Origin of the sequence: Rhodanobacter lindaniclasticus (genome assembly GCF_004799035.1) — a bacterium.
In the GTDB taxonomy this organism is placed as follows: domain Bacteria; phylum Pseudomonadota; class Gammaproteobacteria; order Xanthomonadales; family Rhodanobacteraceae; genus Rhodanobacter; species Rhodanobacter lindaniclasticus.
The window spans coordinates 1-15624 of record NZ_MWIO01000028.1; the positions used below are offsets into that span (position 1 = coordinate 1).

11 protein-coding genes are annotated in these 15624 nt (G+C 67.8%); 5 read left to right on the forward strand and 6 right to left on the reverse strand.

Going from position 1 to position 15624, the window contains the following annotated elements; translation table 11 throughout:
* Window positions 1-105: 105 nt before the first annotated feature.
* The 4 genes from B1991_RS10235 to B1991_RS10250 all read right to left on the reverse strand — a co-directional run bounded on the left by B1991_RS10235 (window position 106) and on the right by B1991_RS10250 (window position 5816).
* Window positions 106-645: a nucleotidyltransferase family protein gene (locus B1991_RS10235; RefSeq protein WP_136258633.1), complete on the reverse strand. Its 540-nt coding sequence runs from the start codon at window positions 643-645 to the stop codon at window positions 106-108.
* A 3-nt stretch (window positions 646-648) separates the two neighbouring features.
* Window positions 649-4215 carry a methylmalonyl-CoA mutase family protein gene (locus B1991_RS10240; RefSeq protein WP_136258634.1) on the reverse strand — a complete coding sequence of 1189 codons (3567 nt, stop codon included), beginning with the start codon at window positions 4213-4215 and terminating at the stop codon, window positions 649-651.
* An 86-nt stretch (window positions 4216-4301) separates the two neighbouring features.
* Window positions 4302-5204 carry an alpha/beta hydrolase gene (locus B1991_RS10245; RefSeq protein ID WP_136258635.1) on the reverse strand — a complete coding sequence of 301 codons (903 nt, stop codon included), beginning with the start codon at window positions 5202-5204 and terminating at the stop codon, window positions 4302-4304.
* Between the two features lie 9 nt (window positions 5205-5213).
* Window positions 5214-5816, reverse strand: a complete 603-nt coding sequence (locus B1991_RS10250; protein WP_136258636.1) for a TetR/AcrR family transcriptional regulator — start codon at window positions 5814-5816, stop codon at window positions 5214-5216.
* A gap of 108 nt (window positions 5817-5924) precedes the next feature.
* Here B1991_RS10250 and B1991_RS10255 point away from each other — a divergent pair, with 108 nt between their 5' ends.
* The 3 genes from B1991_RS10255 to B1991_RS10265 all read left to right on the forward strand — a co-directional run bounded on the left by B1991_RS10255 (window position 5925) and on the right by B1991_RS10265 (window position 8483).
* A complete protein-coding gene (locus tag B1991_RS10255; protein ID WP_136258637.1) occupies window positions 5925-6722 on the forward strand; it encodes a M48 family metallopeptidase in 798 nt (265 codons plus the stop codon).
* A gap of 111 nt (window positions 6723-6833) precedes the next feature.
* Window positions 6834-7169, forward strand: coding sequence for a YXWGXW repeat-containing protein (locus B1991_RS10260; RefSeq protein ID WP_136258638.1), 336 nt, complete (start codon window positions 6834-6836; stop codon window positions 7167-7169).
* Window positions 7170-7379: 210 nt separating this feature from the next.
* Window positions 7380-8483, forward strand: coding sequence for a Glu/Leu/Phe/Val dehydrogenase dimerization domain-containing protein (locus B1991_RS10265; RefSeq protein ID WP_136258639.1), 1104 nt, complete (start codon window positions 7380-7382; stop codon window positions 8481-8483).
* A gap of 59 nt (window positions 8484-8542) precedes the next feature.
* On the opposite strand, the gene B1991_RS10270 is transcribed toward B1991_RS10265, so the two are convergent.
* Window positions 8543-9661: a GGDEF domain-containing protein gene (locus tag B1991_RS10270; protein ID WP_136258640.1), complete on the reverse strand. Its 1119-nt coding sequence runs from the start codon at window positions 9659-9661 to the stop codon at window positions 8543-8545.
* A gap of 322 nt (window positions 9662-9983) precedes the next feature.
* Between B1991_RS10270 and B1991_RS10275 the strand changes: the two genes are divergently transcribed.
* Together B1991_RS10275 and B1991_RS10280 are read left to right on the forward strand one after the other, a co-directional pair.
* Window positions 9984-11540 (forward strand): phospholipase D family protein, encoded by a 1557-nt coding sequence (locus B1991_RS10275; protein WP_136258641.1) that lies wholly within the window; start codon window positions 9984-9986, stop codon window positions 11538-11540.
* A 139-nt stretch (window positions 11541-11679) separates the two neighbouring features.
* Entirely contained in the window at window positions 11680-12837 is a 1158-nt protein-coding gene (locus tag B1991_RS10280; protein WP_136258642.1) for an isovaleryl-CoA dehydrogenase, read from the forward strand.
* Window positions 12838-12916: 79 nt separating this feature from the next.
* Here the strand turns inward: B1991_RS10280 and B1991_RS10285 are convergent.
* The coding region (locus B1991_RS10285) for an autotransporter serine protease (RefSeq protein ID WP_136258643.1) at window positions 12917-15624 on the reverse strand (2708 nt) is incomplete at its 5' end.

Here is a 15624-nt window from a genome sequence, read left to right on the forward strand (position 1 = left end):
AACGCCTCCACCACCTCCATCAACTCCACCCAATCGGAAAGATCCCCCTTCCCTGGCAGCGAAGCCGACACGACGTAACCACCGACCAGCGGCTCGACCATCCGGTCAGGATGCTTCATCGGCAATTTGGGCGAGGAGTTCATCCAGCAGTCCCGTGCGGTCGAACAAGGCGAAGTATTCGTGTACCTCCGCCATGTTGAGCTTTCCGCGCTGTGCCCGCAACAACGCGCGAATGTCGTCGAGGTCACGCGTGCGGGACGGGTTGTTGACCAATGCCTGCAATTTGAAGCCGATCAAGCCCTCCGCGCTGATTACCCGCAGGGTGCCAAGCGCCGTAGCGCGCTCGCTGGCTTCGCCCAGCAATCGCCTCGCGATGGGGCGATGGGCGTAGAGCAGGTCCAGCCCTTCGTCATCGCGCAGGTAGTTGGCCGCGTCCTCGCTGCGATGCACGCAGCGATAGCCCAGGCCGAGCAGGATGCCGTGCAGGCGATCTGCATCGTCCGCATCGACGAGGAAGTCCGCGTCCCGGGTGGCGCGCACCACCTGGTGCGCCGCCAGCGCCAGCCCGCCGATCAATGCGGGCGTCGTCTTGCAGCCGACAAACGCGGCGACGGCCTGCTTGATCTGATCAACCAGGCGCGACATGCGTTACATGTTCCGCCGGTACTCGCCACCCACGTCATACAACGCATGGCTGATCTGCCCCAGCGAGTGCGTCTTCACCGCCTCCATCAGCGCCGCGAAGACGTTTTTTCGGTCGCGTGCGGTGTTCTGCAGGTAGGCCAGGCCGTGCCCTTCGACTCCGCCCTGCGGGCTACGCTCAGGGTGAACGGATGCTGCTTCGTCGGTGGAATCGGTGCCGTGCGCGTGTGAGGTTTCGCCGGCGGGTGCCAATGCATTGCGCGCCTTCTGGAACGCCTGCACGTTGGCAATCTGCTGGCCCTTCTCTTCCTCCGTCGAGCGGATCAGCTCGATCTCGGTGGCGATCTCGCCGCCCTTGTCCTTGGCCAGGAAGGTGTTGACGCCGATCAGCGGCAAGCTGCCGTCGTGCTTCTTGTGCTCGTAGTACAGGCTCTCTTCCTGGATCTTCCCACGCTGGTACATGGTGTCCATCGCCCCAAGCACGCCGCCGCGTTCGCTGATCGCCTCGAACTCCTTGTACACGGCCTCTTCCACCAGGTCGGTCAGTTCCTCGACCACGTAGCTGCCCTGCCAGGGGTTCTCGTTGAAGTTGAGGCCCAGTTCCTTGTTGATGATCATCTGGATCGCCACGGCGCGACGCACGGACTCTTCGGTCGGCGTGGTGATGGCTTCGTCGTAGGCGTTGGTGTGCAGGGAGTTGCAATTGTCGAACAGCGCGTACAGCGCCTGCAGCGTGGTGCGGATGTCGTTGAACTGGATTTCCTGCGCGTGCAGCGAGCGGCCGGAAGTCTGGATGTGGTACTTCATCATCTGGCTGCGTGCGCTGGCGCCGTAGCGCTCGCGCATGGCGCGGGCCCAGATGCGGCGGGCGACGCGGCCGATCACGGTGTATTCCGGGTCCATGCCGTTGGAGAAGAAGAACGACAGGTTGGGCGCGAAGTCGTCGATCCTCATGCCGCGCGCGAGGTAGTACTCCACGATGGTGAAGCCGTTGCTCAGCGTGAAGGCGAGCTGGCTGATCGGGTTCGCGCCGGCCTCGGCGATGTGGTAGCCGGAGATGGACACCGAGTAGAAGTTGCGGACCTTGTGCTCCACGAAGTACTGCTGGATGTCGCCCATCATGCGCAAGGCGAACTCGGTGGAGAAGATGCAGGTGTTCTGCGCCTGGTCCTCCTTCAGGATGTCGGCCTGCACGGTGCCGCGCACCTTGGTCAGCGTGTCGGCCTTGATGCGGGCGTAGGTTTCCGCATCGACCAGCTGGTCGCCGGTCACGCCGAGCAGGCCCAGGCCCAGGCCGTCGTTGCCCTTGGGCAGCTCGCCGGAATACTGCGGGCGGCCGTTCGGGTACATCGCGGCGATGGTCTTCTCCGCCGCGGCCCAGCGCGCGGGATCTTCCTTGAGGTACTTCTCCACGTTCTGGTCGATCGCGGTGTTCATGAACATCGCCAGGATCATCGGCGCCGGGCCGTTGATGGTCATCGACACCGAGGTGTCGGGCGCGCTGAGGTCGAAGCCGGAGTACAGCTTCTTCATGTCGTCCAGCGTGGCGATGTTGACGCCGGAGTTGCCGATCTTGCCGTAGATGTCCGGGCGCGGCGCCGGATCCTCGCCGTACAGCGTGACCGAGTCGAACGCGGTGGACAGGCGCGTGGCCGCGCCGCCCTGGCTCAGGTAGTGGAAGCGGCGGTTGGTGCGCTCGGGCGTGCCCTCGCCGGCGAACATGCGGGTGGGGTCTTCGCCGCTGCGGCGGTACGGGTACACGCCGCCGGTGTAGGGGTAGTGGCCGGGCAGGTTTTCCTTGCCGAGGAACATGAGCTGGTCGCCCCAGCTGTCGGTTTTCGGCGGCGCCACCTTGGGGATCTTCTGGTGGCTCAGCGACTCGCGGTAGTTCTCCACGCGGATGGTCTTGTCGCGCACCTTGTACTCGTTGACGTCCTTGGTGACGGACTCGCGCAGCTTCGGCCAGTCGCGCAGCAGGTGGATGGACTCGTGGCTGAGCTCCTTCAGCGCGGCGTTGTAGCGCTGGCGGAGGAGGAGCAAGGTGCGGTCGGTGGCCTCCCCGTCCTGCGGGTGCAGATCCTCGCCGTGGTACAGCTCCAGCGGCTTCGGCAGCCTGGCGTCGCCCAGTTCCTTCAGCGACTCGTAGTAGTGCTGCGCCTTGCTGGCGGCCTCGGCCTGGTGCGCGACCGAGGCGTTGATGCCGCGCCCCTGCTCGGCGATCTCGGCCAGGTAGCGCACGCGGGCGCCGGGGATCAGCACGGTGGCGCGCGGTTCCTTCAGCGTGGTGTCGAGCTGCGGCGTCCATTTCTCCGGCGGCAACGCGAGCTTTTCCCGCAGCAGCCGGCACAGGTTGGTGAACATCCAGGTGATGCCCGGGTCGTTGAACTGGCTGGCGATGGTCGGGTAGACCGGCACGTCCTCGTCTTTCACGTTGAACGCGGTGCGGTTGCGCTTCCACTGCTTGCGCACGTCGCGCAGCGCGTCCTCGGCGCCGCGCTTGTCGAACTTGTTGAGCACGATCAGCTCGGCGAAGTCGATCATGTCGATCTTCTCCAGCTGGCTGGCGGCGCCGTAGTCGCTGGTCATCACGTAGGCGGGGAAATCGACCAGGTCGACGATCTCCGAATCGCTCTGGCCGATGCCGGCGGTCTCCACGATCACCAGGTCGTAGGGCTGGCTCTTGAGGAAGTCGATGCAGTCGTGCAGCACGGTGTTGGTGGCCGCGTGCTGGCGGCGCGTGGCCATCGAGCGCATGTAGACGCGATGGGACCGGAGCGAGTTCATGCGGATGCGATCGCCCAGCAGGGCACCGCCGGAGCGACGGCGGGTGGGATCGACGGCGAGCACGGCGATGCGCATGTCGGGGAAGGCGTGCAGGAAGCGCAGCAGCAGTTCGTCCACCACGCTGGATTTGCCGGCGCCGCCGGTGCCGGTGAGGCCGAGCACCGGGGTCTGCTTGCCGGCGAGCTTCCACTGCTTGCGCAGGCGCTCGAGTTCGGCGTCGGTGTAGCTGCCGCTTTCCAGGCTGGTCAGCACGTGGCCGATGCTGATCTCGTCATCGACGTGGGGCGTGGCATGGCTGGCCGCTTCGCGCCGGGTGAGGCGCGACTCCCGGCCCTGCTGCGCGCGGCGGATCACGTCCTCGATCATCTCCACCAGGCCCAGCTTCATGCCGTCGTTGGGGTGGTAGATGCGCTCGACGCCGTAGGCTTCCAGCTCGCGGATCTCTTCCGGCGTGATGGTGCCGCCGCCACCGCCGAACACGCGGATGTGGCTGGCGCCCTTCTCCTTGAGCATGTCCACCATGTACTTGAAGTACTCGACGTGGCCGCCCTGGTAGGACGACATGGCGATGGCGTCGGCGTCCTCCTGCAGCGCGGCGCGCACCACGTCCTCCACCGAGCGGTTGTGGCCGAGGTGGATCACCTCCGCGCCCTGCGCCTGGATGATCCGCCGCATGATGTTGATCGCCGCGTCGTGGCCGTCGAACAGGCTGGCGGCGGTGACGAAGCGCAGCGGGGTGGTTTCCGTCTGCGCGGCGCTGGCGGGGATGTGCTTGGCGGGGGAACTCATGGCAACTCCGGACATCGTGTGCTTGAACCCGTTGATTCTAGTGGATCGACGACAGGCACGCGGGATCCTGTTCCCTGGCGTTCGATTCAGAGGCAAAGCGCCAGGTTCGGGCTGCCGATCACGCGCGTGCCCACCTCATCGCCCCGCACGAAGGCCAGCGCCGCCTCGATCACCTCCGGCGCGTCGAGCACGCGGCGGTGGCCGAGGCCTTGCGTGGTGTACAGCCGCGCGCCGGTGCAGTACTGGGCGTAGCGCTCGCCTTCGCCCCACGGCACGTCGGTGTCGTCGAGGTCGTGCACGATCAGCGTAGGCTGGCCGAGCGCCGGCAGGTGGCGATGCACCTGCAGTTGTTCGACGCTGACGCCGGTGCGGCGCAGCAGCCAGTCGAAGAAGGGCTGGCTCAGGTGTTCGCCCAGGCGCACGAAGCGGAAGAAGCGGCTCGCCGCCGCCTTCATGTCGGCCGCCGGCGCGACCAGGATCAGCCGCTCCGCATGCCAGCTCTCGTCCTGCGCGAAGGCGACGGCCGCGCCGCCCAGCGAATGGCCGACCGCCAGCGCGGCGTTGCCGTAATGCGCACCCACCGCGTGCAGCGTGGCGATGAACTCCGGCAAGGTGCACAGCGTGCCGCTGCTGTGGCCGTGGCCGGGCTGGTCGAAGGTGACCACGGCGAAACCTGCCTCGCGCAGGCGCGCCACCCACGGCAGGTAACGCAGGCCGAAGCTGGACCAGCCGTGCGCCAGCAGCGCATACGGCTGGGTCGAGGGATCGCCCCAGACGTAGGTGGCAATGGTTTCGCCATGGATCCGCAGCTCGCCGCGGCGCATGTCGGCATCGCCCTGCACGGCTTCGGCGCGGCGGCGGCTGCTGGCGAACGGGGTGGCGAACAGGCGCGCGGCGCGGTTCCCGGTGCGCCTGGGCGCGATCCGCCCGCCCAGCACGAAGCCGGTGCGCACGGTGCCGAGCCTGATTTTTTCGATGACGGTGGACATGGGCTTGCCTCAGGTTTGCCAGCTGCGCCACAGGCGCTCGAAGGCCGCCGTGGTGCAGCGACCGGCTTCGTCGAATCCGAACAGCCCGGCGTCGTGGTGGAGGCCGAGCATCAAGGCGTAGATCTCGAAGGCCAGCAGCGCGACGTCGGTGTCGCTGCGCAGGTGGCCCAGCTCGACGGCCTGTGCGATCGCCTTCTGCAACTCGTCGCGCCAGCCGGACTGTTGCCGCACCACGCCGTCGTGCAACGCGCCATCGCGACCGTCGTATTCGCTGGCGGCGGACAGCAGCACGCAGCCGCTCTGGTGGTCGCGGCCCCATTCGAACCAGTTCGCGACGATCGCGCGCAACCGCGGCAGCCCCCGCGGCTGCCTCAGCGCCGGCAGCAGTACACGGGTCACGAAGCGCCGGCGGCCGGTGTCGAGCACGGCCAGCTGCAGGTCTTCGCGCGAGCCGAAGTGGGCGAACACGCCGCTCTTGGACATGCCCACGTCGCTGGCCAGGCCGCCGATCGACAGGCCCTCCAGCCCGTCGCGGCGGGCCAGTTCATAGGCGTGGTCGAGGATGGTCTCGCGCGTGGTGGCGCGTTTGCCGGGGTGGGCTGCGGTCGTCATGCGTCAAAAATAGCACGATCGTTCGTGCGTTTCATCCACGTCATGTTGATTCGGACCGTGATTTCCTGCGGTTATGCTCGACCCACGACCATCGCCAGGGGGCCACTCATGAAACGTCACTTGCTGCTGCTCTCGCTGGCCGCCACGCTGCTGGCCGGCTGCGTCACCTCGCCGACCGGCCGCTCGCAGCTGATGGTGGTATCGGACAGCCAGATGAGCCAGATGGGGCTGGCCGCGTTCAACGACATGCGCAAACAGGGCAAGTTCGTCGATGCCCCGCGCGAGCGCGCCTACGCATCCTGCGTGGCCAATGCCCTGGTCGCGGTGCTGCCGCCGCCATGGAACACCCAGCAGTGGGAGGTGCAGATCGTCGGCGACGACAGCGCCAACGCGTTCGCCCTGCCCGGCGGGCGCATCGGCGTGAACCGCGGCATGTTCAAGCTGGCCAGCAACCAGGACCAGCTGGCCACGGTGCTGGGGCATGAACTGTCGCACGTGGTGGCGCGCCACGGTGCGGAGCGGGTATCGGACAACCTCGCCGCGCAGGCGGCGGTGACTGCCGGCACGGTGTACGCCGGCAGCCGCGGCGGCGACGCCAACACCGCGGCGGCGCTGCTCGGCGCCGGCGCGGAACTGGGCATCCTGCTGCCGTTTTCGCGCACGCAGGAAAGCGAGGCCGATACCCTGGGCCAGCGCTACATGGCGCAAGCGGGTTTCGATCCGCGCTCGGCGGTGACGCTGTGGCAGAAAATGGGCGCCCAGGGCGGCAGCAAACCGCCGGCATTCCTGTCCACGCATCCGTCTTCCGGCAACCGCGCGCAGGCACTGGAGCGTCAGGCACAGCAGTTGCTGCCGGTCTACCAGCACGCGCGCGCCAGCGGCCACGCGCCGAACTGCAAGTTGTGATCGGCGCTTGATCGCCAGCTGAACGGGACGCGCGCGAAGGGTCAACTGCGCGCGACCCTCCTTCGTTTTCTGTCCTGCCTGCCGCCCGATGCGGCGCCGACGGAGAACGCCATGCTGCGCACCCCACTCAAGTTTGCCCTGCTGGCCGGCTTCGGCCTGAGCCTTGCCGGCGCGCTGTACGCGCCGCCCGCCACCGCTCGCACCCAGGTTGCCGTGGGCGTGAGCATCGGCGTCCCGCCTCCGCCGCCTCGTTACGAACGGGTGCCGGGCCCACGCCGCGGCTACGTGTGGGCGCCCGGTTACTGGCGCTGGAACGCGCCGGCGCACCGCCACGTCTGGGTGGGCGGCTACTGGGTGCGGATGCGCCCCGGCTATCACTACCGCCCGGCGCACTGGGTGCGCCACGGCCATGATTGGCGCTTCCGGCGCGGTTACTGGGGTCGCTGAATGCGACGGTCCGCGGCAGCCATTCGCCGATGACTTGACGCGCCGCACCATCGCCTGCAGGGGCGACGTACTAAACTTGGCGTTTTGACTGATCGCCCCGACCCCGGTCGGGGCGATCAGTTTCGTCCCTTACCACCAGGGCGGGCCGCGTGCCCGCATCTCAGTCGGCGAGGCCTGCGGGCAACGTCAATCCATGGAGTCACCGTCGCAATGATCTTTGAAACCATCGCCAAGACCGGCCACGAAGAAGTCGTGTTCTGCCACAACGCCGACGCCGGCCTGAAGGCCATCGTCGCGATCCACAACACGGTGCTGGGCCCCGCACTCGGCGGCCTGCGCATGTGGCCGTACAAGTCCGAGGCCGAAGCGGTGAACGACGTGCTGCGCCTGTCGCGCGGCATGACCTACAAGAACGCCGTGGCCGGCCTCAACCTGGGCGGCGGCAAGGCGGTGATCATCGGCGATCCGAGCAAGGACAAGTCCGAGGCGCTGTTCCGCTCGTTCGGCCGCTTCATCAACTCGTTGAACGGCCGCTACATCACCGCCGAGGACGTCGGCATCGACGTCAACGACATGGAATACGTGTTCCGCGAGACCGAGTACGTCACCGGCGTGCACCAGGTGCACGGCGGTTCGGGCGACCCGTCGCCGTTCACCGCCTACGGCACGCTGCAGGGTCTGATGGCCACGCTGCAGTTCAAGCACGGCAACGAGGACGTGGGCAAGTACAGCTTCGCGGTGCAGGGCTGCGGCCACGTCGGCGGCGAGTACATCAAGCTGCTGCGCGAACAGGGCGCCAAGGTGTTCGTCACCGACATCAACAAGGAAGCGGTGCAGCGCTGCGTGGACGAGCTGGGCTGCGAGGCGGTGGGCCTGGACGAGATCTACGACGTGGACGCGGACGTCTATTCGCCGTGCGCGCTGGGCGGCACGCTGAACGAGCAGACCATCGACCGGATCAAGGCCAAGATCATCTGCGGCCCGGCCAACAACCAGCTGGCCACCGACGAGATCGGCGACGAGCTGCAGCGCCGCGGCGTGCTGTATGCGCCGGACTACGCGGTCAACGCCGGCGGCGTGATGAACGTGTCGCTGGAGATCGACGGCTACAACCGCGAGCGCGCCATGCGCATGATGCGCACGATCTACTACAACCTGGGCCGCATCTTCGAGATCAGCAAGTCGCAGGGCGTGCCGACCTACCTGGCCGCCGACCGCATGGCCGAGGAGCGCATCGCGGCGATCGGCAAGATCAAGCTGCCGCACATGGGCAACGGCGGCACCCGCTTCCAGGGCCGCATGCGCGGTCAGTAATCCGCAACGGTTGCGCGAGACCAAGGCCGCGTCGCGAGACGCGGCCTTTTTCATGGCAATCAGGCCAGGCAGACGCCGTTGCGGCCGGCGTGCTTGGCCGCGTACATCTGCTGGTCGGCGCGGGCGACGGTTTCCATGAACCCCTCGCCGCGGCGATATTGGGTCACGCCGGCGGAAAAACTGAAGGGCTGGCCCTCCGCTGCCCGCAGTCCGCGCACGCCCCGGAGCAGACGATCGACCGTGGCGAGTGCGTCGCCCCCGGCGCTGTCCGGCATCAGCACGAGAAACTCCTCGCCGCCCCAGCGGGCCACCATGTCCGAGCCACGCAGCAGGCCGCGCACCATATCCGCGAACGCACGCAGCACCCGATCGCCACCGGCGTGGCCGAGCGTGTCGTTGATTTCCTTGAAGTGGTCCAGATCGATCAGCGCCACCGAGAAGATCGTGCCGCTGCGTTCGGCGCGCACCTGCTCCTGGGCCAGGCGATCCTGCGCGTGGCGGCGGTTGGCGAGTCCGGTGAGTTCGTCATAGGCGGCGAGCCGCTGCACTTCCTCCAGTGCGCTGGCCAGCGCCACGCGTTGTTCGTGCAGGTTGGAGCGCAGGCGCGAGAGCCGCGACGCCACGTACGAAATCACCGGCAGCACGATCAGCAACATGCCGAGGGCGGAAATGTCGTCGAGCATTTCCGGCGAGTCCAGCGACCACCCGGTGGCGGGCGCACGTTGCCATTCCATCACCGCGATGCTGACCAGAAAGCTTGCCAGCGCGAAGATGGTGAGCCGGGCGATGCGCTGCCACGGCAGCGAGAACGCGCTGAAGGTGAAGACCAGCAGCAGCGGACACAACGCCAGGTGGCGCGCGCTGCCGGCGGACATGTAGGCATAGTCCACGGCCACGATCGCCAGCACGGTCTGCCATTCGGTGAGCGCCGGAACGGCAAAGCGCAGGCTGAAGCCGCTGCGCAACGCGGCGTAGATGAGCACCTGTCCGATCGCCTCGATCACACCCAGGATGAGCAGGCTTTCCCGGCTCATCCAGCCCAGGAAAACGCCGCCGGCAAAGAACAGCGCGCAGCCCGCGGTGGCCACGCAGGCGATCAGCCACTGCCGCAGCCGGATGCGCTGGTGCCGCTCCGACCCCAGGATGATCTTGTCCAACCGCTGCATCAACGTGGTCACGGGCGCCTTGCCATCTCTTGTCGCCGGGGCAGACAGGGGGTGCACCATGGACAACTGTGTCGATGGACAACCCGCAAGGCGGCCCGCACTCTGACGGTTGCCCGCCGTCGTCTTGCAACACGGCAACGGCGGGAGCGGCGAGAACTTTAGCCAGTTCCCGCGCCACAATCGGTGAAGGCCGCCCGGCGGCGTCCCCGCGGCCGTCACGGGGCCACGCTAGACTGTCCATTCCCCTTCCGGCTTCACGCCGGCCTGCCGCCCGCGACAGGCCTTTGCGTATGCGCGGCAGAGAACGGTCAATCGGGCACGGGAGGTGCCACGGATGCGCAGGGTGATGATCTGGCTGGGTTGCGGCATGTTCGCGCTGGTGCTGCTGGTGGTCAGCGGGCTGCTGCTGGCCGACCACCTGACCCCGCGCGCCACCGGTGCCCCGAGCAGCGCATTGCCACTGCAGCCGGCGCAGACTCCGATCGACCGCGAGCTGGCCCCGTACCTGGCCGCGCATCCCGGGGAAACGGCGGCGACCCTGCTGCCCGACGGCCTGGACGCGTTCGCCGCGCGCGCCGCCTCCGCGCGCCTGGCCGGGCGCAGCCTCGACCTGCAGTACTACATGTGGCACGACGACCTGGTCGGCCACCTGCTGGCGCGCGAGGTCTACGCCGCGGCCGAGCGCGGCGTGCGCGTGCGCCTGCTGCTGGACGACATCAACACCAAGGGACTGGACCCGGCGCTGCTGGCGCTGGACGCGCACCCGAACATCGAGGTGCGCCTGTACAACCCGTTCCGCAACCGCCGCGGCGCGTGGCGGTTGCTGGAGATGGTGCAGCGCTTCTTCAGCGTCAACCATCGCATGCACAACAAGGCGTGGATCGCCGACGGCCGGGTCGCGCTGGTCGGCGGCCGCAACATCGGCGACGAGTACTTCGACGCCAACCGCAGCGTGAATTTCCGCGACCTCGACATGCTGCTGCTCGGCCCGGCGGTGGCCGACGCCAGCGCGATCTTCGACGAGTTCTGGAACTCGCCCGCGGCGGTGCCGATCGAGGCGTTGAACCCGCAGACGCCGCAGACCCTGCAAGCGCTGGTGGCCCAACTCACCGGCGAGGCTGCGCTGCCCGGTGCGCAGGCGTACCTGCAGCGGGTCGCCGCATCGCCGTCGGCGCAGCGGCTGGTCAACCACGAAATCCCGGTGCACTGGAGCGCCAACATCGTGGTCGCCTCCGATCCGCCACTGAAAGCCCGATCCGGCGATCGCGACCACTGGCTGGTGCAGCGCCTGAGCGCGCACCTGGTCGGCGGGCACAGCGAAGTGCTGTTGATCTCGCCCTACTTCGTCCCCGGCAAGAACGGCACCGCCACCCTGGCGCGGCTGGCGAAAGCGGGTACACAAGTGGGCGTGATAACGAACTCGCTGGCCGCGAACGACGTGCCCGCCGTGCACAGCGGCTACGAGCGCTACCGCCCGAAGCTGCTCGAAGGCGGCGTGCAGCTGTTCGAGATCCGTCGTCATGGACCGAAGCTCGCCCAGAGCCTGTTCGGCAGCAGCGGGGCCAGCCTGCATACCAAGGCATTCGTGATCGACGGCAAACGCGGCTTCGTCGGCTCGTTCAACCTCGATCCGCGCTCGGCCAACCTCAACACCGAGATGGGCGTGCTGTTCGAGGACGCCGGGCTGGCCCACAACCTGCGCGAGGAGTACCTGTGGCTGGCCGCACCGGCACTCAGCTACCAGGTCGAGGAGGACGCGAACGGCTCGGTACGATGGCTGGATCGCACCACGCAACCGCCGCGCGTACTCGATCACGAGCCTGACGCGGGTTGGTGGCTGCGCACGATCACCCGCGCGATGAGCTGGCTGCCGATCGAATCGCAGTTGTAGGGCGGCACGGCCCGCCGGCTGCTGCCAGGCAACGCGATGCGGCCGTCGATCGAATCGCATCTGCGACGCGGGGCAGCCCCAAGCGCGGGCGGGTGTCGCGTGAGTTAACATCGTTGTTCCGTCACCCATGGAGTTCGTGATGCGCCCGTTCCCGCTCGGAGAAGACATCGACCTGCTGCGCGAATCCGTGCATGCCTTCGCCGAAAGGGAGATCGCCCCGCGCGCCGACCGCATCGACCGCGACAACCTGTTTCCGGCCGACCTGTGGCGCAAGTTCGGCGAGATGGGGCTGCTCGGGGTAACTATCCCCGAGGCATACGGCGGCAGTGGCCTGGGCTTCCTGGCGCACATGGTGGCGATGGAGGAAATCTCGCGCGCGTCCGGCTCGGTGGGCCTGTCCTACGGCGCGCATTCCAACCTCGCGGTGCAGAACATCTTCCACAACGGCAACGAGGCGCAGCGGCGCAAGTACATCCCGAAGATGTGCTCGGGCGAGTACGTCGGCGCGCTGGCGATGAGCGAGCCCGGCGCCGGCTCCGACGTGGTCGGCTCGATGAGCTGCAAGGCCGTCAAGAAGGGCGACGCCTGGGTCGCCAACGGCAACAAGATGTGGATCACCAACGGCCCGGACGCCGACGTGCTGCTGGTCTACATGCGCACCGCACCACGCACCGCCGGCAGCCGCTGCATGACCGCCTTCATCGTCGAGAAGGGCATGAAGGGTTTCCACACCGCGCAGAAGCTGGACAAGCTGGGCATGCGCGGCTCCAACACCTGCGAGCTGGTGTTCGAGGATTGCGAGATCCCCGAGGAGAACATCGTCGGCGAGGTCAACGAGGGCGTGCGCGTGCTGATGAGCGGGCTGGACACCGAGCGGCTGGTGCTCTCCGGCGGTCCGATCGGGCTGATGCAGTCGGCGCTGGATCTCGCCCTGCCCTACGTGCGCGAGCGCAAGCAGTTCAACGCGCCGATCGGCACCTTCGGCGTGATGCAGGCGAAGATCGCGGACATGTACACGCGGCTGCAGTCCTCGCGCGGCTTTGCCTACATGGTGGCGCAGCAGTTCGACAGCGGGGTGAAGTCACGCATCGATCCGGCCGCCTGCCTGCTCAACGCCTCGGTCAACGCCGTGCACGTGGCGCTGGAAGCCATCCAGACCCTGGGCGGCAATGGCTACATCAACGAGTTCCCCGCCGGACGCCTGCTGCGCGACGCCAAGCTGTACGAGATCGGTGCGGGCACCAACGAGATCCGGCGCATGCTGATCGGCCGCGAACTGTTCCACGGCAAGGCCTGAGCAACGCGCCGGGGGAACACGCCGCACACGAAAAGGCCCGCACGAAGCGAGCCTTTTCGTCACGTGCCAGCGGAAGGTTTCAGAACCTCCAATTGAAGCTCACCGTGCCGGTCTGGCCTTGCTGGTGCTGGCCGGCGTAGCGGTCGTAACCCAGCTGCAGGCTGGCGGCCGGGCTCATCTGCCAATCCAGCGTGGTGCCGAGCACGCTGCCGTAACGCGCCAGCCCGATGCCGCCGACCGGAGCGAACTGGTTGACCCCGCTGAAGCTGGCATCGACCCATTCGCCGCGCAGGCCGAAGCTCTGCTGCCACAGCAGGCGCGTACGCAGGCTGAGGCTGCCGCCATGCGCCAGCGCCCACGTGCGCGTGGCGCGCACACCCAAACCGGCCTGCCACAGCGAGGTGGTCTGCTCGGCCGACTTCAACCCGAAGCCGTAGGCACCGACCTCGTTGAAGGCGCCGCGTTGCAACTGGGCGTACTGCATGTCGACGTACGGGGTCAGCTCGGTGCGGCCCAGCGCGAGACGGTAACCGCTCTCGCCATAGGCCACGCCGTAGCGACCATTGACGTTGCTGGCCACGCCGGTGACCTGGTTGCCCAGCTGCACCTGGCGACGCATCATCTCGCGATAGCTGCCGAGGCCGAAGCGGCCCATGGTGTACCACGAGCCGTGGATGACGCCGCCGTACAGCATGCCTTCCAGGGCATGACTGCGACCCTGATCGGCGCTGCCGGCCAGCCGGCCCAGGCCCTGGCTCTGGCTGATCGCGTAACCGGCCACCGCGTTGCCGCTGCCGAGCCGGTAATCCTGGCCGACCAGCCAGCCGCTGAGGTCGACGCCGACGTTGCTGTAACCGCTGCGCGACAGGTCGCCGTGATAGCCGAGGTTCTGCGTCCAGCCGCCGGGCTGCGGGTTGTCGACCAGCGCGTCGAAGCGATCCGACAAGGCGCGCGTGCCGGCGTTGATCGCCTCCAGCGTCATCGCGGCACTGGCCGCGTGCAGCTGGCCCGACAGGCTCTCCAGCGAATCCTGCAACGCCGGGATGCCCCGGGTGTGCTGCAGGTTGCCGGCACCCTCGATGAAGCCGAGCGACGCCGGCGTGATCCCCGGCGGTGCCGCCGGGCCCAGCTGGGTGTTGATCTGGTCGAATGCCGTCTGCACGCGCTGGGCCGCGCCATAGGACGCGGCGGTATAGCTCAGTCCCTGCACGGCCGTGGCCTGCACCTGGGTCACGTTGAGCCAGGCGCTGGTGCCATCGTAGTTGAGCGTGGCGTTGAGCAGGGTGACGTTGGACGACTTGTTCAATGCCGAGAACGTGCCGGTGAGGCCGCCGGTCGCGGTGAGCACGTCGGTGTGCGTGTTGACCGTGTAGCCGGAGTCGTAGCCGGTGACGTACAGATCGCCGCCGCCGAGCGTGGCGGTACCGGTCACGCGCAACGCCGAACCCAGCGAAAGCGCCAGCCGGCCATTGCCCTGCTGGGTGTAGTTGCCGCCGACGGTGACGTCACCGCCGGCCACGGCCAGCACGCCGGCATTGTTCACGTTGCCGCCGATACTGGGGGTCTGGCTCAGCGTGCCCGCGGTGCCGATGTTGACGCCACCGGCCAGCGACGCGGCCGTCAGCGTGCCGCCCTGCACCTGGGTCAGGCCGGTGTAGCTGGCCGCCTGGGTCAGGTTGAGCGTGCCGGTGCCCTGCTTGATCAGGCCGCCGGCGCCAGAGATCGGGTTGTTCCAGTTGGAGCTGCCGGTGAAGCTGACGGTGACGTCGCCCCAGTTGAACTTCGCCGGGCCGTCGATCGCCCGCCCGACATTCAACGCGCCATAGCCGAAGACCGGATCCGGGCCGGCAGCGCCGAGATCATCGGCGGTGCCGAGCAGGGTCTGCCGCACCAGGTCGTTGGTGAAATACGGGAATGCCTGCCACACCAGGGCCGCGGCGCCGGAGATCTCCGGTGCGGCGAACGAGGTGCCCTTGACGATCCAGTAATCCGGGCTCGTCGTGCTGGCCGTTGCATCCTTGTCCAGCGCGATCACGTCGCCCGGCGCGGCCAGGCAGTAGTCCATCGCCTTGCCGCAGGCGTTGGAATAACTGGCCAGCTGGGTCGGGTGCAGACTGTCCACCGCCACGGCGACCAGCCAGCCCTGTTCCAGGTCGGGCGACAGCGTGGGCAAGGCGGCGATGTCGCTGGGGTCGGCCTTGGACTCGTTGCCCGCGGCAAACACCACCAGCCCACCGTGCTGCACCACGAATGGCCGGTAGGCGTCAGCGAAGGCCTGGTTGATCGAGGCGTCGGTGGTATCCCAGTAGATGCCGCCCCACGAGTTGTTCATGATCTGTACGCCGGCATTGATCAGCGCCGGGTTCAGGGTCTGCCCGAAAAAGGCCGCGTCGGCTGCGGTGACCTTGTTGCCGTTGCCCGAGCCGTCATCCGTCGGCTCGGTGTCGCTGATGATGCGTGCCGACACCAGCTTGGCGCCGGGGGCGATGCCACCCGGGAACTTGTCGAACGCCGCACCGGCGGCGATCTGCGACACCCAGGTGCCATGCCCCACCACGTCGTCGATGGCGGTGTTGTTGAGCGCGGGATCGACGTAGATCAGCTCCTGCGTGACCCGCCCGGCCACGGTGGGGTTGTTGCGCATGATGCCGCTGTCGACGATGCCGATGGTGATGCCGGTACCGGTAAAGCCCTTGTCGTGGGCGGCGTAGGTGTTGGTGAGACCCAGCTGGGCATCGATGGGGGGCGGGTCCGCCGGTGGTGGCGCCGGCGGACCCGCCCCCCATC

Bases quoted from the DNA above. Each gene is read 5' to 3' on its own strand.
- B1991_RS10235 (WP_136258633.1), bottom strand. From the start codon at position 645: ATGTCGCGCCTGGTTGATCAGATCAAGCAGGCCGTCGCCGCGTTTGTC.
- B1991_RS10240 (WP_136258634.1), bottom strand. From the start codon at position 4,215: ATGAGTTCCCCCGCCAAGCACATCCCCGCCAGCGCCGCGCAGACGGAA.
- B1991_RS10245 (WP_136258635.1), bottom strand. From the start codon at position 5,204: ATGTCCACCGTCATCGAAAAAATCAGGCTCGGCACCGTGCGCACCGGC.
- B1991_RS10250 (WP_136258636.1), bottom strand. From the start codon at position 5,816: ATGACGACCGCAGCCCACCCCGGCAAACGCGCCACCACGCGCGAGACC.
- B1991_RS10255 (WP_136258637.1), top strand. From the start codon at position 5,925: ATGAAACGTCACTTGCTGCTGCTCTCGCTGGCCGCCACGCTGCTGGCC.
- B1991_RS10260 (WP_136258638.1), top strand. From the start codon at position 6,834: ATGCTGCGCACCCCACTCAAGTTTGCCCTGCTGGCCGGCTTCGGCCTG.
- B1991_RS10265 (WP_136258639.1), top strand. From the start codon at position 7,380: ATGATCTTTGAAACCATCGCCAAGACCGGCCACGAAGAAGTCGTGTTC.
- B1991_RS10275 (WP_136258641.1), top strand. From the start codon at position 9,984: ATGCGCAGGGTGATGATCTGGCTGGGTTGCGGCATGTTCGCGCTGGTG.
- B1991_RS10280 (WP_136258642.1), top strand. From the start codon at position 11,680: ATGCGCCCGTTCCCGCTCGGAGAAGACATCGACCTGCTGCGCGAATCC.